The 17205-nt window shown below is 48.0% G+C and carries 13 protein-coding genes, 17 tRNA genes and 2 rRNA genes; 27 read left to right on the top strand and 5 right to left on the bottom strand.

The window, feature by feature from the left end; genetic code table 11:
• From BLV50_RS22125 to BLV50_RS22225, 21 genes are all read left to right on the top strand, one after another.
• A 23S ribosomal RNA gene (locus tag BLV50_RS22125) occupies positions 1–128 on the top strand; the annotation flags it as partial.
• Between the two features lie 143 nt (positions 129–271).
• Positions 272–388, top strand: a 5S ribosomal RNA gene (gene rrf / locus BLV50_RS22130).
• Between the two features lie 57 nt (positions 389–445).
• Positions 446–519, top strand: a tRNA-Ile gene (locus BLV50_RS22135).
• A gap of 28 nt (positions 520–547) precedes the next feature.
• A tRNA-Ala gene (locus BLV50_RS22140) sits at positions 548–623 on the top strand.
• 1 nt (position 624) lies between these two features.
• A tRNA-Asn gene (locus BLV50_RS22145) sits at positions 625–700 on the top strand.
• Between the two features lie 4 nt (positions 701–704).
• A tRNA-Ser gene (locus tag BLV50_RS22150) sits at positions 705–796 on the top strand.
• 19 nt (positions 797–815) lie between these two features.
• A tRNA-Glu gene (locus BLV50_RS22155) sits at positions 816–887 on the top strand.
• 9 nt (positions 888–896) lie between these two features.
• Positions 897–972, top strand: a tRNA-Val gene (locus tag BLV50_RS22160).
• Between the two features lie 20 nt (positions 973–992).
• Positions 993–1066 (top strand) — tRNA-Met (locus BLV50_RS22165).
• Between the two features lie 27 nt (positions 1067–1093).
• Positions 1094–1171, top strand: a tRNA-Asp gene (locus BLV50_RS22170).
• A 96-nt stretch (positions 1172–1267) separates the two neighbouring features.
• Positions 1268–1343: transfer RNA gene (locus BLV50_RS22175), tRNA-Phe, on the top strand.
• Positions 1344–1361: 18 nt separating this feature from the next.
• Positions 1362–1437: transfer RNA gene (locus tag BLV50_RS22180), tRNA-Thr, on the top strand.
• A 9-nt stretch (positions 1438–1446) separates the two neighbouring features.
• Positions 1447–1532: transfer RNA gene (locus BLV50_RS22185), tRNA-Tyr, on the top strand.
• Between the two features lie 7 nt (positions 1533–1539).
• Positions 1540–1615 (top strand) — tRNA-Lys (locus BLV50_RS22190).
• Between the two features lie 9 nt (positions 1616–1624).
• Positions 1625–1711, top strand: a tRNA-Leu gene (locus tag BLV50_RS22195).
• A gap of 8 nt (positions 1712–1719) precedes the next feature.
• Positions 1720–1794: transfer RNA gene (locus BLV50_RS22200), tRNA-Gly, on the top strand.
• Positions 1795–1800: 6 nt separating this feature from the next.
• Positions 1801–1877, top strand: a tRNA-Arg gene (locus BLV50_RS22205).
• Positions 1878–1893: 16 nt separating this feature from the next.
• Positions 1894–1967 (top strand) — tRNA-Pro (locus tag BLV50_RS22210).
• Positions 1968–1976: 9 nt separating this feature from the next.
• Positions 1977–2047 (top strand) — tRNA-Gly (locus tag BLV50_RS22215).
• Between the two features lie 87 nt (positions 2048–2134).
• A complete protein-coding gene (locus BLV50_RS22220; protein WP_090810059.1) occupies positions 2135–2773 on the top strand; it encodes a pentapeptide repeat-containing protein in 639 nt (212 codons plus the stop codon).
• Between the two features lie 86 nt (positions 2774–2859).
• Positions 2860–3465, top strand: a complete 606-nt coding sequence (locus BLV50_RS22225) for a short chain dehydrogenase (protein ID WP_063568009.1) — start codon at positions 2860–2862, stop codon at positions 3463–3465.
• Between the two features lie 258 nt (positions 3466–3723).
• Here BLV50_RS22225 and BLV50_RS22230 read toward each other — a convergent pair whose 3' ends face one another.
• Together BLV50_RS22230 and BLV50_RS22235 are read right to left on the bottom strand one after the other, a co-directional pair.
• On the bottom strand, positions 3724–4584 hold the full coding sequence (locus BLV50_RS22230; RefSeq protein ID WP_090810061.1) for a CYTH domain-containing protein: 861 nt from the start codon (positions 4582–4584) through the stop codon (positions 3724–3726).
• Between the two features lie 144 nt (positions 4585–4728).
• Positions 4729–5637, bottom strand: a complete 909-nt coding sequence (locus BLV50_RS22235; RefSeq protein WP_079695908.1) for a LysR family transcriptional regulator — start codon at positions 5635–5637, stop codon at positions 4729–4731.
• A 400-nt stretch (positions 5638–6037) separates the two neighbouring features.
• Here BLV50_RS22235 and BLV50_RS22240 point away from each other — a divergent pair, with 400 nt between their 5' ends.
• The 4 genes from BLV50_RS22240 to BLV50_RS33145 all read left to right on the top strand — a co-directional run bounded on the left by BLV50_RS22240 (position 6038) and on the right by BLV50_RS33145 (position 11543).
• Positions 6038–7054: an ABC transporter ATP-binding protein gene (locus tag BLV50_RS22240; RefSeq protein WP_072735025.1), complete on the top strand. Its 1017-nt coding sequence runs from the start codon at positions 6038–6040 to the stop codon at positions 7052–7054.
• A 77-nt stretch (positions 7055–7131) separates the two neighbouring features.
• Positions 7132–8208 (top strand): ABC transporter substrate-binding protein, encoded by a 1077-nt coding sequence (locus tag BLV50_RS22245; RefSeq protein WP_090810063.1) that lies wholly within the window; start codon positions 7132–7134, stop codon positions 8206–8208.
• A 90-nt stretch (positions 8209–8298) separates the two neighbouring features.
• The gene (locus BLV50_RS22250; RefSeq protein ID WP_063568011.1) at positions 8299–9984 is read left to right on the top strand and encodes an ABC transporter permease; all 1686 of its coding nucleotides are present in this window, start codon (positions 8299–8301) and stop codon (positions 9982–9984) included.
• Positions 9981–11543, top strand: coding sequence for an MBL fold metallo-hydrolase (locus BLV50_RS33145; protein ID WP_256338022.1), 1563 nt, complete (start codon positions 9981–9983; stop codon positions 11541–11543). The genes BLV50_RS22250 and BLV50_RS33145 overlap by 4 nt, the downstream gene beginning before the upstream one ends.
• A gap of 169 nt (positions 11544–11712) precedes the next feature.
• Here the strand turns inward: BLV50_RS33145 and BLV50_RS22260 are convergent, their stop codons facing one another.
• From BLV50_RS22260 to BLV50_RS22270, 3 genes are read right to left on the bottom strand one after another with little or no spacing between them, the layout of a single operon-like run.
• Entirely contained in the window at positions 11713–12267 is a 555-nt protein-coding gene (locus BLV50_RS22260; protein WP_083584818.1) for a GerMN domain-containing protein, read from the bottom strand.
• Between the two features lie 41 nt (positions 12268–12308).
• The gene (locus BLV50_RS22265) at positions 12309–13730 is read right to left on the bottom strand and encodes an N-acetylmuramoyl-L-alanine amidase family protein (protein WP_090810065.1); all 1422 of its coding nucleotides are present in this window, start codon (positions 13728–13730) and stop codon (positions 12309–12311) included.
• A 24-nt stretch (positions 13731–13754) separates the two neighbouring features.
• Positions 13755–14579 (bottom strand): hypothetical protein, encoded by an 825-nt coding sequence (locus tag BLV50_RS22270; RefSeq protein ID WP_090810066.1) that lies wholly within the window; start codon positions 14577–14579, stop codon positions 13755–13757.
• A 296-nt stretch (positions 14580–14875) separates the two neighbouring features.
• Between BLV50_RS22270 and BLV50_RS22275 the strand changes: the two genes are divergently transcribed.
• Both BLV50_RS22275 and BLV50_RS22280 read left to right on the top strand, forming a co-directional pair.
• Positions 14876–16105: an anhydro-N-acetylmuramic acid kinase gene (locus BLV50_RS22275; RefSeq protein WP_090810068.1), complete on the top strand. Its 1230-nt coding sequence runs from the start codon at positions 14876–14878 to the stop codon at positions 16103–16105.
• Between the two features lie 123 nt (positions 16106–16228).
• Positions 16229–17068: a MurR/RpiR family transcriptional regulator gene (locus BLV50_RS22280; RefSeq protein WP_072735023.1), complete on the top strand. Its 840-nt coding sequence runs from the start codon at positions 16229–16231 to the stop codon at positions 17066–17068.
• The last annotated feature ends 137 nt before the right edge of the window (positions 17069–17205 follow it).

Genomic DNA, 17205 nt, shown 5'->3' on the forward strand with positions numbered 1-17205 from the left:
AAGCCCCCCTCAAGATGAGATTTCCCAGTATGTAAGACCCCTTGAAGACGACGAGGTAGATAGGCTGGGGGTGGAAGTGCAGCAATGCATGGAGCTGACCAGTACTAATCGGTCGAGGGCTTATCCAATATGCAAGTTATAAATCGCACATTTCGTTTCGGATCTAGTTTTCAGAGAATAATCTCTGAAATGAAAATCGGTACATCACAGAATGTGTGTATGATTTTCAGTTCTACAAAGATTTCAAGAAGCAATGCTTCGACAAATCGCGTTTGGTGGCGATGGCGGAGGGGTTCCACACGTACCCATCCCGAACACGACCGTTAAGCCCTCTAGCGCCGATGGTACTTGGACCGCAGGGTCCTGGGAGAGTAGGACGCCGCCAAGCGAATTCCCTTTGGGGTATTTTTTTTGCCCCCCTCGTAAGGAAAAGGGAAATATATTGGGGCCCTTAGCTCAGTTGGTTAGAGCGCACCTCTGATAAGGGTGAGGCCGGTGGTTCGAGTCCACCAGGGCCCATAGTAATACCAGATATACTAAAGTGTATGGGGCCATAGCTCAGCTGGGAGAGCGCCTGCCTTGCAAGCAGGAGGTCAGCGGTTCGATCCCGCTTGGCTCCACCATTCCCTGATAGCTCAGTTGGTAGAGCACTCGACTGTTAATCGAGTTGTCACAGGTTCGAGCCCTGTTCGGGGAGCCATTCAGGAGAGGTGTCCGAGTTGGTCGAAGGAGCACGATTGGAAATCGTGTAGGCGCCAAAAGCGTCTCGAGGGTTCGAATCCCTCTCTCTCCGCCAGATAGAATTTTGTTACTGTGGCCCGTTGGTCAAGGGGTTAAGACACCTCCCTTTCACGGAGGTAACAGGGGTTCGAATCCCCTACGGGTCATATTTACATGGAGGCTTAGCTCAGCTGGGAGAGCATCTGCCTTACAAGCAGAGGGTCGGGGGTTCGATCCCCTCAGCCTCCACCATATAGATTTCTGAATAACGACGCGGGGTGGAGCAGCCCGGTAGCTCGTCGGGCTCATAACCCGAAGGCCGCAGGTTCAAATCCTGCCCCCGCAATTATACTTTCTTTCAAGAAAGTGATCTGGAACCGTGGTGTAGTTGGCCTAACATGCCTGCCTGTCACGCAGGAGATCGCGGGTTCGAATCCCGTCGGTTCCGCCATTTTAATCTTTACATGAGGAAGCTGTTCACTAAATCTGCAATATGGCACCGAACGCCCTAGATAAAGTGTAACGTTCCAAGATTAAACTTTATTGTGGCTCGGTAGCTCAGTCGGTAGAGCAGAGGACTGAAAATCCTCGTGTCGGCGGTTCGATTCCGTCCCGAGCCACCATTTATCACAACTTAATACGCCGGTGTAGCTCAACTGGTAGAGCAACTGACTTGTAATCAGTAGGTTGGGGGTTCAAGTCCTCTCGCCGGCACCATGTAATCCTGGAGGATTAGCGAAGCGGCCAAACGCATCAGACTGTAAATCTGCTCCCGTACGGGTTCGGTGGTTCGAATCCATCATCCTCCACCAGTTTTTCGAGTCATTAGCTCAGTTGGTAGAGCACCTGACTTTTAATCAGGGTGTCGAAGGTTCGAGCCCTTCATGACTCACCATTATATTTTGCGGTCGTGGCGGAATTGGCAGACGCGCACGGTTCAGGTCCGTGTGGGCTAACCCCCGTGGAGGTTCGAGTCCTCTCGACCGCACCATATATTTTGCGGAAGTGGCTCAGCGGTAGAGCATCGCCTTGCCAAGGCGAGGGTCGCGGGTTCGATTCCCGTCTTCCGCTCCAATATTTGCGCCCTTAGCTCAGCTGGATAGAGCGTTTGACTACGAATCAAAAGGCCGGGAGTTCGAATCTCTCAGGGCGCGCCATTATTTTCATAAGTATCGGGATGTAGCTCAGCTTGGTAGAGCACCTGGTTTGGGACCAGGGGGTCGCATGTTCAAATCGTGTCATCCCGATTTTTATATGCGGGTGTAGTTCAATGGTAGAACTTTAGCCTTCCAAGCTAATAGCGTGGGTTCGATTCCCATCACCCGCTTCATGGTAACATCAAAGAGAGCTCTTGCTTATTGCAAGGGCTCTTTTTGATATAGTAATCTTAAATAAGAAAATAGTGGGAGGACTTATGAAAAATAAAATAGAAACGCCAAAGATTCCCCTGGAACTCGAGGACTTATCGTTAACTTTAGAAGCATGGGAGAGTAAAGAAGAAATCAAACATGGACGATTTACCAATATCTCTATTGAGAATCAGAGCGCCAGCAGGGTTTCATTCGATAAAGTGGTCTTTGAGAACGTGATCTTCAGCCAGTCCTCTCTCCCCGAAGTTGAGCTTACTGATGTGATTTTTGATAAATGTGATTTGTCCAATATGGACTTTAACGGTTCTTTCCTACACCGGACAGAATTTAGAAACTGTAAATTGCTTGGTACTAAGTTTTCGAATAGCAGGCTCCAAAATGTAACCTTTCAGGGCTGTGTAGCTGACCTTTCTTTATTTCGATTTTCCAAGTTTAAACAGGTGAAGTACACAGAATGTTCTCTGGTGAGTGGCGATTTCTTTCAAGCTACAGCCCCAAAACTGGAGTTTTCTGAATGCAATATAGATCAAGCTCTTTTGTCTGGGGTTAAGCTTAAGGGAGTGGACCTTAGTGACTGTAGCTTTGAAAGGTTACACGTGGATATTGAGGACCTGGACGGATGCATCATCTCTGATGCTCAGGCTGCCTCTTTTGTTGGATTATTAGGCTTAATTGTGAAGTAAGTTTGATTATGCGAGTGATCTTTGTTTAAATGAAGAGATCAATGAATGTACAAATCATGCTTTCACTGATAAAAAGGAGGCGGATTATGAAAAGGGCTCTGGTTATTGGAGGAAATGGAACATTAGGCAAGGCTGTTGTTGCGAAGCTTCAGGAATATTCCGTTGAAGTCATTACAGCTGGCAGGCAATCCGGGGATTACCATGTAGATATGACCTCGACTGAGAGTATTACATCCCTCTTTGAAACGGTAACTAATATTGATTATGTCATTGTTGCAGCAGGCCAGACCCATTATGCGAAGTTGGAGGAGCTGACTCCTGAGAACAACATGATTAGTGTGCAGGGGAAATTACTCGGTCAAGTGAACATCGTCTTGATTGGGCAGCACTACATCAACGATAAGGGAAGCTTTACGCTGGTCAGCGGCATTATACAGGACCATCCCATTCTGAAAGGCGCATCCAGTGCTATGGTCAACGGTGCAATTGATTCGTTTGCCAAAGCAGCAGCGTATGAGTTGCCGCGAGGTATACGTCTGAATTCGGTTAGTCCTAACCTGTTTGTTGAATCCGCAGAGAAATATAAGGGTGTGTTTATTGGATTTAATCCGGTTCCTGTGGAGCGGGTCGCCAATACGTTTATCCAGAGTGCACTTGGTATCGAAACAGCCCAGAACTTTAAAATATATTAACTGTAAGGAATATTAAATAAAGGAGATCAACAGAATGTTCCTGTTGATCTCCTTTTGTTTTGGGTGAAAATGGATGTAGGCTTGAATGGGCAGATAAACCAAACATATCATTGTATGTTTAAGCGATAGGGTATGGGAAGGGGAAAGACCATGATTCGATTCGTTTCATTAAGAACATAGACATGCCCATTTTCCCCGTTGCCTTTAAACCGCTAGATACCATACTTAGACTTATACGGTATGGGCAGCTACAACCAATTAGTATCTTTCCAAGATGAGCTGAGTTTTCAGGCCATCGGCAGGAATGAGCCAGTTTTTGTTTGCTAGGACTTGCATCAGTTGAGTACGCAGTCCAGAAACTTCTGTAGAATCTGCTGTTTTGAACGAGATCTCAACGATATTCTCTACACCTGTGCCTGCTGCGTTGCGAATTGGCCATACTTCAAGGGTGAGTTCCTGTCCATTCCATGTGCCTTCATAACGTTGGAACGTTACCGGGCCGTAGGCACGGGATGCCGTGAGTTGTTGTTTACCCCAGTTGGAGGAGGACCAGTTTTTTAATTTGCCAGGCAGCTTGTCCAATAACATGCTCAAGGCTTCCTGCTGTGATGGAAGTTGTACGCCTGTAGCGTTGGTATCCACCTTTTTCGTGTTGGAGAAGCTTAATGTTTGTTTGCCATATCCCCAGTCAATTTCAGCCTCGTAGTTATCATCTGACGCATTAAATCCCTCTTGGTAAGCCAGAGTCAACGCCGCATTAACATCACCATTGATGACAGGATAGCGCTTTTTATAAGTCAGTTCATAATTGTTCTTGTCATCCTTCTTCCGAAAACGGACATCCCATCCTGCTTGATTTAGATTGAGTGCGTTAGTGTCGAAATACTCTGCACTAATGTTTCTTGCTGTGGAGTTCAAGCCAAGTGTCTGAATGACTTCACTGCGTGGTGTCCCATCTGTGTTCAATACCAGCTCCGGCTTAGCCAGGAACTTCACTTCATAAGCAGGAACGGCGTTTGCTGCTGCTGAGGCCTGTGGTGCTTCCAGAAACGTCAGTCCACTTCCCAATGTCACGATGCTCAGCATGAATGAGGCGGTTACCTTTTTCCATTTTTTCAAAACCAATCACTCCCTAGGCTGGATTAACGTACAGACCCACTTTATCGTCCGAGTATATGAAAGCGATTAAATGGAAGGGCTCGTTGCGTTAACCCTGCATAGATTTGATGAATGCCAAGCGATAGTTTATATGGGATAGCGGGATCATGAATTAAAAAGAGAGATGCTGTGGCTCATGTCCCGCAGTACTTCCTTGAAGCGGTTGACCTGGACGGAAGGATGACGATCCTTGTTGTGGACGGTGTAAATATGCCGCGGAGCCTGCTCCCCCGGAATGGGGAGGACCTTGATCAGTCCATGCTGCTCTTCCCACTGTACGGCCATTCGTGACATGAACGAGATATGACCGCCGAGTAGAACCAACTGCTTGATCGCTTCCAGAGAGTCCATCTCAACGGTGCTCCGCAGACGAATATCATGTTGCTCCAGCCATTGGTTGGTTAAACGGCGAGTGCTAGATTCATCCCCATGCAGTGCAAAAGGAACCTGTGCCATATGCTCAGGTTTCAGCACATCCCTCTGAGCCAAGGCATGCTGTGGTGAGCAGATTAATACCAGATCGTCTTCACACAACGTCTCTGCTTGCAGCACCGGCCCTACAAACGGTTCGGAAGAGATTACACCCAGATCAATCTGGTGACGGATCAACATTTCGCGGATAACGGGTGAAGGTTTGACTGATAACATAATTCGAATACCGGGGAATTCCTGAGAAAATGTATTCAAAATAGGTGGCAGCAGATACGTGGCTGGTACATAGCTCGCTCCAATGTGCAGGGTGCCCCGATAGAGGCTGTCATATTCCTGTACTACCCGGCGTGCCTCCTGGGTCAGGGCATTGATTTTGACGGAATAGTGTAAAAGGGCTTGTCCAGCCTCGGTTAGAAATGTCTTTCCACTACGCGATTCGAATAATCGCACCCCCATCTCTTCCTCCAAAGACTTCATATGAAAGGTAACAGTAGGTTGCTTGATACCTAGAAGTTCGGCCACGCTGGTCATATGATGATGTTTATCAATGAGTTCAACAATTTGCAGTTTAATCAGGTTCAACGAACTCAACACTCCTCTCACTTATACAGGGCCTCCATAATATAAGATGAATTAATGTTTTTTTTCATAAAGACGGAGAGTACAGGACCAATCTGAAGAAGCGGAGCTAAAAGCTTTCTGAAAGAAAGCTACTTCGGAAGCATATGCTTCGCCTTTATCCCCTGATTTCTCCCTTTGTAAAGGGAATCAAGGAAATCTGGGGATAACAGCGATCGGAAGATGGTGCTGTAATCGGAGTAGCAAAATGAAAAATTCATTTTAATCACCTTATATAGATTTAATCTATGAAGATCAACAGAATTCATCTAAAAAGTTAATTCCAATTTTACATTTCTAACATACAACTCGCGAAAGCGGACGTTAGACTGAGAACAGTACAAGAAGACAGGCAGGGATGCTTATGAAAATGGAAATTAGGGGAATTCAAAAATCATTCAATCGCACTCCCGCGCTGCTGCCCACGGATTTAACACTTCAGCATGGACAGTTTACGACGCTGCTCGGCCCATCCGGCTGTGGCAAAACGACGTTGCTGCGCATGCTGGCGGGGCTGGAGCAACCGGATGCGGGAGAAATCGTCGCGGATGGCAAGAGTTTTTACTCGGCGACGAAGCGAATAGATGTACCGACACATAAGCGTAATCTGGGCATGGTGTTTCAGGATTTTGCATTATGGCCGCATATGACCGTATACGAAAATGTGGCGTTCGGCTTGAAAGCCGGAAAGCAGAAATTGGATTTGCGCCAGAAGGTGACCGAAGCACTAAGCATGGTTCGCCTGCAAGGCATGGAGGATCGTTATCCTCATCAGCTGTCGGGAGGACAGCAGCAACGGGTTGCTTTTGCCAGAGCGGTAGCAGTAAGACCGGGGATTATCCTGTTCGATGAGCCACTAAGTGCACTGGATGCCGTGCTGCGGGAAGAGATGCGAATTGAGATGATGTCATTGGTGCGGGATATGGGATTGACAGCGCTGTACGTCACCCATGATCAGGTTGAGGCGATGTCGATGTCCGATGAGATTGTGGTGATGGAGAAGGGGCGGATATTGCAAAAGGGAACCCCGGAAACGATCTACGCATCGCCAAGCGATCCTTTTGTTGCTTCGTTTATCGGAAAGTCTAACTGGCTTACGCCTAATCAGTCCATGGTGAGACCGGAACATGTCTCCTGGAGCAAAACAGGTCATGACGATCTGTGTTATCAGGCGATAGTGCTCAGTGTCAGTTATGTAGGAGAGCGTTATGAAATTCGGGTGCAGATGGAGGGACTGGGTGTATGGACAGCCTATCTGGATCGAAGAGTACGCGTAGGAGAGAAGGTTCAGCTATATGTAGCCCCGGAGCGGATTTGCCGAATGAACGGACAAGACACTCCGAATGTGAAGCCTAGAGAGTTCATCGCAGCAGCCAACTGATCATGATGAGCATACAGCGTGAGTTTGCAGAAACTTGAATACTAATATAATCAGAAACCAAGGGAGATGGAATGAAAATGTTGGGTATGATAACACGGAAAAGAAGTGCAATGCTATTATTATCAGCGGTAATGAGTATCAGTTTGTTCGGATGTAGCACAGGTAATTCAACTACCGGGAATGCGGGTCAAGCTGCTGGGGAAGGCAGTACGGCTACTGCATCAGTGGAAACAACAAAACCAGCCGGCGGTAAGCTGGTATTGTACAGTGCAGGACCTCAGAAGCTGGCGGATAACATCATCAGCGGATTTACAGCCAAGACGGGCATTGAAGTGGAGATTTTCCAGGGTACGACAGGCAAAATTCTGGCTCGCATGGAAGCTGAAAAATCTAATCCGGTAGCGGACGTGGTTATCCTGGCTTCCCTGCCTTCGGCACAAGCGCTGAAAGCGGATGGTCTGACACTCCCATATCCTGATGCGGAGAATGCAGACAAGCTGAACAAGGATTGGTCAGATGCCGATGGCAACTATTTTAGCTCCAGTGCTTCGGCACTTGGAATTGTCTACAATACGAAGCTGGTGTCCACGCCACCAACCAGTTGGGCTGAGCTGGCAACACCCGCCTGGAAAGATGTTGTGAACATTCCTGATCCTACACTGTCCGGTTCTGCACTGGACTTCATTACGGGATACCTGAGTGTGAATGGAGATAAGGGCTGGGACTTGCTGGAAAGCTACAAAGCGAATGGTGTTGCGATGGCAGGAGCGAATCAGGAAGCACTTGACCCGGTTATTACTGGAGCGAAGAGCATCGTAGCAGCAGGTGTGGACTACATGGCGTATTCCTCCAAAGCCAAAGGTGAACCGCTGGACATCGTATATCCAGAGGAAGGGACTGTAATCAGTCCAAGACCGGCAGCGATTCTGAAATCGAGTCAGAATGTGGAGAATGCCAAGGCGTTTATCGACTACCTGTTGTCTGATGAGGCACAAAAGCTCGTTGCAGATGCTTACCTGATTCCGGGTCGTGAAGACATCGAGGCGACTAACCGGGCAAATCTGAAAGATATCCCGCAGCTTAAAGTGGATTGGAACTGGATGAGTGAACACGGAGATGAGACAGCGGCACGTTTCTCCGAGACTTTTAAATAAGAATAGTGTTATGACCTAACGATTGAGTAACTAGAGCAACTAGAGTGAAGAGACGATTGTTTTGTGGAAGTCATGTGAGGTGAAATCGTAGTGAAACCTGGTGTAATAGACAACAACCGTATTTTTCGGAGAGTGGGCGTGATTCTGGCCCTCTTTCTGCTGACGATAAGCATTGGTGTACCGCTCTTGCTGATTTTCTGGGAAAGTGTGTATCCAGACGGGCAGTGGGATTGGATGGCTCCGATTCGGACCATTACCGGGCAGCATTTATCCGGGGTGTTGCTGAATTCCGTCTGGCTGGGGATCTGCGTGGTAGCTGTAACAACGCTGCTGGCATTGCCACTGGCCTGGATGATGGCGAAGACCCGCATGGGTCAGCATCGCTGGGTGGACGTAATCCTGATGATTCCGTTCATGACCCCGCCGTATATCGGCTCCATGGGATGGATTCTGTTTATGCAAAAAGGGGGATACCTGCAGCAATGGGTGCCCTCCGCTGCGAGCTGGAGTGAGTTGTTCTTCAGCTTCTGGGGCATGGTGCTCATTATGAGCCTACATCTGTTCCCTTTCCTATATCTGTTGCTTCGGGATGCCATCATTCGCATTGGAGGCAACCTGGAAGAAGCGGGAGCGGTGCACGGGGGACGTGCGGGATACCGATTCAGACGCATTATTTTGCCACTGCTGTTGTCTTCCTATGGCATGGGGATCATGCTCGTCTTTGTCAAAACGATTGCGGAATTCGGAACACCGGCCACCTTCGGGCGCCGTATCGGTTATTATGTCATGACATCTGAGATTCACAAGTATATCTCCAGTTGGCCGATTGATTTTGGCAAGGCAACCTCGCTTGCATCGGTGCTGCTGTCGGTCTGTCTGGTGATGTGGTACATGCAGTCTGCCATGAGTCGGAAGTTCACGTACCGTCTGGTAGGGGGCAAAGGGCAGAGATCCAAACGATACTCCCTACGCGGCGGAGCGGGTTGGTTGTGTGGGTTGTATCTCGCGTTGCTGCTGATTCTGTCGGTGGGCATTCCGTATTTCTCCATTATTGCTGCATCGACTATGAAGCTGCGCGGCGCAGGATTGTCCTTCGACAATCTGACGCTGGATCATTACCGGGAATTGCTGTCCTGGGGATCGGTCAGTATGAAAGCAATCGGGAACAGTCTAGGGCTGTCACTAGCAGCTTCAACGGTTGCGGTTATTATCGGTACAGGTTTTGCATTGACGATTGGTAAATCGTCTTCCTTTATGCAGCGTGTCATTGACCTGTTCAGTCTGCTGCCGAATACGGTACCTGGCATTGTCATGGTGGTGGGTCTCATCCTGTTCTGGAATTCACCATGGATGCCGTTCACCCTGTACAACTCGTACGGAATGGTTGTTCTGACGTATGTGGTGCTCTTCTTGCCGTACACGGTGCAGTATGTCAAATCAAGCTTCACCCAGATAGACGGAACGTTGTTCCAGGCGGGTCAGGTCTTTGGCGGAAGACCGTTGTATATTCTGCGGCGCATTCTTCTACCACTGATCATTCCCGGTATGTTGGCCGGGTGGATGATGACATTCACCATTGCCACGCGGGAGCTGGTGGGATCACTGTTGATTTTGCCTCCATCGATGCAGACATCAGCTACGTATATTTTTGCTCAATTTGAACAAGGTCAGGTTTCATTGGGAATGGCGATGGCCGTGGTTACTGTCGTTATGACGGTACTGATGTTGCTCGGCATTGAAGTTCTGAATTCGAAGAGAAAGTGGAATGCATCATGATCAAACTGAAGGTATGGGGCGGCGCCGGGGAACACGGGCGCTCTGCCTATCTCCTTAGAGGGAGCAGGGTTCAACTTTTGCTGGATTGTGGCGTGAAAAAAGAAGGAGCCGGCGAGTATCCATTGATTGAACCGGAAATCGTCAAAGAGCTGGATGTGGTTTTGCTGTCTCACGCCCATGAGGATCATTCTGTCGCTATTCCATTACTTTATAGATTGGGGTATCAGGGTGAAGTATGGACGACGCGGGAAACCAGAGAGCAATTGGACACTTACTTCAGAGCTTGGCGAAGAAATATGGAGAGGGCAGGACACGCCCTTCCATACGAAGAAGGCGATGAACAATTGATTCGCTACCGATTTCTGGAGGACGAAGCCGAAGGTGGAACCTGGTTTGAAATGGTCCCTGGCGTTTCGGTGGTGTGGGGGCGCAGTGGACATCTTGCAGGATCGGTATGGTTCGGGCTGGAAATCGAGGATAAGCGGATATTCTATTCCGGTGATTACACCTCCGAATCCATGCTTTTGCAGGAGGATTGTCCAGCGGATGTATTCTGGCAGGCAAGGGTACCACGTAACAAGCGTGGATTCGATACTCCGGTTACTCAACGTTGGAAAACGGATATACGAACCGCCGTGAATGGTGGGCATGTCTTGGCAGGAGAGCCATCCGCGTCGCAGACTCTCCCCTTTGCTGCATCCGAAGGGGTGTTACGATCCCATGTATCAGCAGGGAGAACTGTGGAGCAAGGGGATTCCTATGCCGTATCCAAGGGAGTCGAAGTGAACCAAGCATCTTCATCCGACCTGCTCGATTTGGTGATTATGGATGCTGCCTATGGAACAGATCGCGATACGCAGGCCAACAAGCTGGAACAGCTGGAGCAGGCCATTCATGAGACCATTGCCCGGGGTGGAAAGGTGCTAATGCCTATGCCCTCAGTGGGTCGTGGTCAGGAAATCATGCTGTGGGCACAGCAGCAGTTCCCGGACGTTCCAATTGTAGTGGAACAAGGGCTGGTGGACGGTCTGAAGCAGCTTTTACGTGCTCCATATTGGCTAAAGGAAGAGGAAGAACACATATCGGGCTCTGTAAAGGAAGCAATTGAGCGTTTTTTGAGGGGTTATGGTTGGGAAATGCCTGTAACAAAGGAAAATCGAGAGCGGCTACTGCATCAACATGCTGCCTCTTTGTGGTTCATTCCGGACGGGATGATGCAGTCCTCTCTTGCTCGCTGGTACTATAGCCAGTTTGCGGACGATGAACATAATCTGGTACTGCTCACTGGGCATGTCTCTGCCGGCACCTATGCTTACAGGCTGTTGCAGAATCCTGCAAAACATGGAGCGTGCGAGGTGCGGAAAATTCGTTATAAGGTGCATCAGGGTTGGAAGGATGTCGAGAGAATGCTGCATCAGGTTCCTGCGAGGCATACGGTACTTGTGCATGCGGAACGGGCAGAGACGGATAAACTGAGAGAAGGCTTGCTCAGCGAAAAATCGGTCTCGGGGAAAGGGATTTTGCATTCGCTATCTCCTGGAGATGAGCTGTATCTGTAAGTTGAATTGGATAAAGATTGGATCTATGTAGGGCGTCCCTGGGGACGTCTTTTTGAATGTGGATTTTTAATAAAAAAAAGCATGATGAGAAGTTATGCTTCTCATCATGCATGGGAGATGATTCAAGGGGAGAATCATCTGGAAATCATCCGCTGTCTTTAAAATTAGATTAGGGCTCGCGCTGAATAGGATGCTCCAGCTCTGAATGGCCCATCAAGCTATCGAGGGCTTCACCGTCCACCAGGATATCGATACTTTCTACTTCATCGTATTGAAACATCGTCTGGGTCAGTGCATCCAATGCAAGCAGCTCGCCACTGGTTCCCAATTTGGCCTCATCCGGAATATGAACATCCAAAGTGACTTTGCCCTCACCGTACTGTAGGGAGAGCAATTCGACTTTTTCCCAGAGGGATACGAGCTCCGAATCGGTATTTTTTTGTAAAGCTTCAAATGTTTTTTTGTATTTCTCGGAATCGTCCTTGTATTCAATTTCCTGCTCTTTTTTCTCAAGTTCCAGTACCTGGGCATCTGCGAAATACACATCTACCGCTTTTGTGTTCATTGAGCCCAGATCCACCTCTGTTTCGGATGGGTTTGGTGACTGTCCTCCCTGAACAGCAGGTTCGGCCGATCCGGATTCACTGACTGGCTTCTGAGCACAACCAATGCCAACTATCATTAAGAAGGATAAGACGAGTGCACATCCCAATTTCGTTTTCAATGGATCACATCCTCCAGCATATTTTCATTATGTTTTATCATTTAATTTATACCCAGATATTCCTTAATCCCATCTGCTATCGCTTGAGCCGCTTTCATCTGAACAACATCGGAAGACATCAGTTCTTCATCCATAACATTACTCAGGAATCCCACTTCCAAAAGTACTGCAGCCATGGTCGTATCTCTGATCACTTCCAAGTTTCCATTTTTCACACCACGGTCTTTGAGCCCCATGGCTTTAACCAAACGTTGATGAATGATATTGGCTAATTCCTTGCTGCTGCTGCGTTGATAGTAGAACGTCTCTGTACCTGTCGCCTGGGGTGAGGACTCCACATTATTGCCATGGATAGATACAAAAACATCCGCGTTTAATTGATTAGCGAGCCGAACACGCTCCGGGCGAGTGGGATAAGTATCACCGTCACGAGTCATCACCAATTCGATATCCGGCTCATTGAGAAGCAGTGCTTGTACTTTGAGAGCCAATGCCAGATTATATTCTTTCTCGGGTTTGTTGGTGATGCTGGTTGAACCTGGATCTTTACCCCCATGGCCTGGGTCGATGACAACAACCTTGCGTCCTGAATCGCCTACAGGAGTTACAGGAACGGGTGTGACGTTATCTCCCGAAACATTTAGATCGATAATTAGTTTATCGGCAATGATGTTCTGGCTGTACTGTACATCCTTCACCTGATTCAATTCAACGACAATTCGAACTTGACCAGGGTCTTGTTTAAAAAGAGAATATCTAACTTCCGTTACATTGGGGTATGCGTCCACATCCAATTTACCATTCATGTTTTGATTCAAAGGTTGCGATAGATCACCAAACACTGCTCCGGGCAGATCCACGACCAGACGATCGGGATTCTTCAAAGTCGTCATCACTGGTTTGGATTCACCATCCATAGACACGACGAGCTGATTGTTGGCAAATTGGATATCGGTAACATGTGTTAGCGATGCTGGGTTACCGTTTCCTGAACCGTTGCCCGGCTCAACATTGAGCTCTTTACTGGTGGCGGTGTTGATTAAGTATACAATCTTCTCCTTGTTGTTCCATTTCACGTTGAGTCCCATTTGTTCACTGACAAATCGAATGGGTACCACCATGGTGTTATTTAAAATGAGTGGAGCTGTGTTCAGGGTAACTCGCTTGTCAGCGACCATGGCTTGCTTTTGATCAACGGTTAAAGAAATCGTCTTGTCATTTTGCTGGATCTTTACATTACGTGTATTTTGATTCCAATCCACTTTGAATTTCAAATTTTCGGCAACGACACGAATCGGAATCATAACATTCTTATTCACGATGGTCACCTGAACGTCACTTGGGAGGATTAATTCCTCGCCGTCCAAGAAGATTTTCGACGTGCTTGCAGCCGCATTTCCCTGATGAGGGAGTACAACCAGCAAGAACAGACTCAAAAACAGGAGTAAAATCGATTTTTTCATTATGCACCTCTACTATTTAGATCGTTACTGTATGGAATACTTATCCAGCTTAAACCATTCGGCAAACTCATTACGGCTGATTTTCTTAAAAGGCTTCACCTTGTTACTCTCTATGCTATACCTATAAAGTATCATTTGATCAGACGGGTACTCACTGATGTAATCTAGCATTTTTCCGTTTTTTTGCCACAAAATCAGATTGGTACTAATATAATTGGTTGCCCTTGGTAGGTATACAAAGCTCTCTTTCTGAACATTGTAGATGGCTATTGAGCTTTTGGAGGGATCTCCGTAAGAGAAGGCTATCTGATCTTCGTTGGGTGCCCAGTTATAGTCGGCAATCGTTTCTATGTTTTTCTTGCCTGCTTTTTTCAATCGATCATTTAATTCCGTCACTTCACCCGTTTGAAGGTTAAGCAGCATCAGAGTGTTTCCTGAGCTACGTTCTGCGTGTATAGCAAGCCATGTATTGGAGTTAGAGGCAACAACACTTGTGATATCGAGCCAATTGTCCTCCAAGTCACTCGTTTCAATCGTATATTTCTGGCTCCCCTTGGTGACGACAATGGATTGAATTACGTTTTGTTCAAATGTGGGCATACCTTCCAATCTCACTGTAGTAGCGGTTAAAGTAATATTTCCTCCCTTCAAGATGATTTTGTTGGTACTGTTGCTCTTTTTAAAAGGTGTGACGCTTGAATAGATGGAAGGAGTTACAGAAGGCGCATTAACGGAACGTTGTGAAATTTGTTCTGGTGCAGCTGGTTTGGCACCAACAATAGATGACGATGTAGTCGTCAATCCCCCCAGTAATAACACAGTTGAAAACCAAATAGCAGCGTTGTTCATCTTGGTATCTCCTTCCGCTAGAGACAGTTTATAACCCTCAACATATCGATTCCAAAATATACCTTCGTTATATAAACGGTAAAATTGTAAAAATGTTTCTTTTTTGATCGTTATTTATCTATTTTTATTTATAGAAGCATCTTGTGAGCATTTCATTTCGGACAAAGAGTCGCTATGGTTGGAAGAGTGTAATTAAATTTCATAAAATATTTGACTTGTGAAATTTTATATCATATACTGGGTGAAATTATGGCAGGATGACGTGTTCATCGGGTCTGGCGGGAGGTTGTGAATGGATGGATACAGGCAGCTATCCGATGTGGGAGCAATATCGCTTGAAACGGGAGCATTACATCATTGGACTGATGTCAGGCACGTCCCTCGACGGGACGGATGCGGCATTGGTGCGTATTCTGACAGATGACAGCGGGGCATTGCAAAAGATCGATCTGGTTGACTTCGTCTGCGTACCTTACTCCAATGAATTGAGAGAAGTGCTGATTCGACTATGTTCACCGGAGACGGCACGTGTGGATGAGCTGACGGCTGCACATTTTGGCGTATCGGAGTGGTATGCTCAGAGTGTCAGAGAGCTTATTCGATCCTCAGGAATCTCATCCGGTCAGGTGGATGCGATCAGCATGCACGGACAGACTGTATGGCATGCACCAGTAGCCTCGGCTTTTCCAGGACCAGCAGGCGAGAGTCTTCCAGTAGTGTCCACGTTGCAGATTGGCGAAAGCGCCGTTGTACGTGAACGAACGGGCCTGCCAGTGATCGGCAATTTGCGGGCACGGGATATGGCGGCTGGCGGGGAGGGAGCGCCACTTACCCCTTATGCCGATGCGTTGATGTTCCGCAGTCCGGAGGAAGGACGTCTGGTGCAAAATATCGGTGGTATTGGCAACGTTACGGTGCTGCCATCAGCGTCTTCTAATGAAGGCATTTCGGCTTTTGATACGGGACCTGGCAATATGGTGATGGACGCGATCGTACGCCAGGCGACTGGTGGGCGGCAGCACTATGATCCAAATGGAAGCATCGCCGCACAAGGAAAGTTTGATCAGGATCTGGTGGATCTGTGTTTGGACGATACCTATTTCAAAAGGCTGCCTCCCAAGAGTACCGGACGTGAAGTGTACGGTGCAGCATATGCAGTACGCTTGATGGAGATGGCCGCTGCGCGTTCTTTATCCCTGGAGGATACGCTGGCTACCGCCACTTGTCTGACCGCGGAGACGATCGTGCGTGCAGTGAAGGATTTTATCCTGCCCAAGGTGCACATATCGGCCATGCTCGCCTGCGGTGGAGGCACTTCCAATGCTACGTTAATGGAGATGATCCGTCAGAGACTTCCGGAAGGCATCCGTTTGGAGCGAACAGCGGACTATGGTATACCAGATGATGCCCGTGAAGCGATTGGATTTGCCCTCCTTGGCCATGAGGCACTCATGGGCAGAACCAACACGCTCCCGGCAGTAACCGGCGCGAAACACGCCGTAATATCGGGCAACCTGACACTGTAGTGCAGCATGGCTTTTGAATGAGTTGAATAAGCAAGGGCGTTTAATCAATTAGACTCTATTGGAATTATAGGATAAAATGCTTGTACATGAAGGCAGTACGGAAAGGAGGAGCGGATGGAAGGCATGAAAGGTGGACTTGTACGTTTACGCGCATTAATGGATGACTTGACACCGTCGGAACGGAAGATCGGTGCTTACATTCTCGATCATCCCCAAGAGACGGTTCAGTCCTCGGTGGCACAGCTGTCTGAACGGAGCGGTGGCAGCCCGGCTGCCATTATCCGTCTCTGCAAATCACTGGGTGTAACGGGTTTCCAGGAGCTGAAGCTGAAGATTGCCGGAGATTTGCAGACAGGTGAGCAATACCAATATACGGAGATTCGTCCCCAGGACTCCATGGAGAGCATTATTCAGCATGTGTCCGCAAACAATATTCAGTCGGTGAAGGATACCGTTCATATTTTGGACCCGCGTCTGGTGGAGCGGGCAGTGGATGTTCTTCATCGGGCGAACCGGATCTTTTTCTACGGGGTGGGGGCCTCCAACCTGATTGCGCTGGATGCACACTACAAGTTCATGCGAATCAATCGCACAAGCTTTTCGTTCGCCGATCCGCATATGCAGATTTCGTCCGCAACGACGCTTCGCGAAGATGATGCGGTGGTATGTATCTCGTATTCAGGGGAGACTTCGAACGTGATCTCCTGTCTGAAGCATGCTCGTGAAGGCGGCGCTGCAACGATTAGCATTACCAAGTGGGGGAGCAATACACTCAGCAGTTTGGCGGATGTACCCCTGATGATTACTTCCACCGAAAGCGATATCCGGAGCGGAGCAACTTCGTCACGCATCGCACAGCTGAACGTGATCGACATTTTGTATCTGGCGATTGCCAGCCGCGACTACAACCAGTCGGTGGAATATTTGGAGAAGAGTCGGCAGGCTATTCTGGAGCATAAGTGAAGTAGAACCATATGAATCCCTTTCTGTTTATACAGGAGGGGATTTTTTGACGGATTATATTCGCTTTTAGTATAAAAAAATTATAAAAAGAGCCCAGACTAATGTCGGGCTCTTCTCTTTCAACCTCTAGGAATACT

The organism is Paenibacillus sp. 276b (assembly GCF_900107875.1).
Lineage (GTDB): Bacteria > Bacillota > Bacilli > Paenibacillales > Paenibacillaceae > Paenibacillus > Paenibacillus marchantiae.

Excerpts from the sequence above, each read along its gene's own strand:
- BLV50_RS22220 (WP_090810059.1), top strand. The coding sequence starts at position 2,135 with ATGAAAAATAAAATAGAAACGCCAAAGATTCCCCTGGAACTCGAGGAC.
- BLV50_RS22225 (WP_063568009.1), top strand. The coding sequence starts at position 2,860 with ATGAAAAGGGCTCTGGTTATTGGAGGAAATGGAACATTAGGCAAGGCT.
- BLV50_RS22240 (WP_072735025.1), top strand. The coding sequence starts at position 6,038 with ATGAAAATGGAAATTAGGGGAATTCAAAAATCATTCAATCGCACTCCC.
- BLV50_RS22245 (WP_090810063.1), top strand. The coding sequence starts at position 7,132 with ATGTTGGGTATGATAACACGGAAAAGAAGTGCAATGCTATTATTATCA.
- BLV50_RS33145 (WP_256338022.1), top strand. The coding sequence starts at position 9,981 with ATGATCAAACTGAAGGTATGGGGCGGCGCCGGGGAACACGGGCGCTCT.
- BLV50_RS22265 (WP_090810065.1), bottom strand. The coding sequence starts at position 13,730 with ATGAAAAAATCGATTTTACTCCTGTTTTTGAGTCTGTTCTTGCTGGTT.
- BLV50_RS22270 (WP_090810066.1), bottom strand. The coding sequence starts at position 14,579 with ATGAACAACGCTGCTATTTGGTTTTCAACTGTGTTATTACTGGGGGGA.
- BLV50_RS22275 (WP_090810068.1), top strand. The coding sequence starts at position 14,876 with ATGGATACAGGCAGCTATCCGATGTGGGAGCAATATCGCTTGAAACGG.
- BLV50_RS22280 (WP_072735023.1), top strand. The coding sequence starts at position 16,229 with ATGAAAGGTGGACTTGTACGTTTACGCGCATTAATGGATGACTTGACA.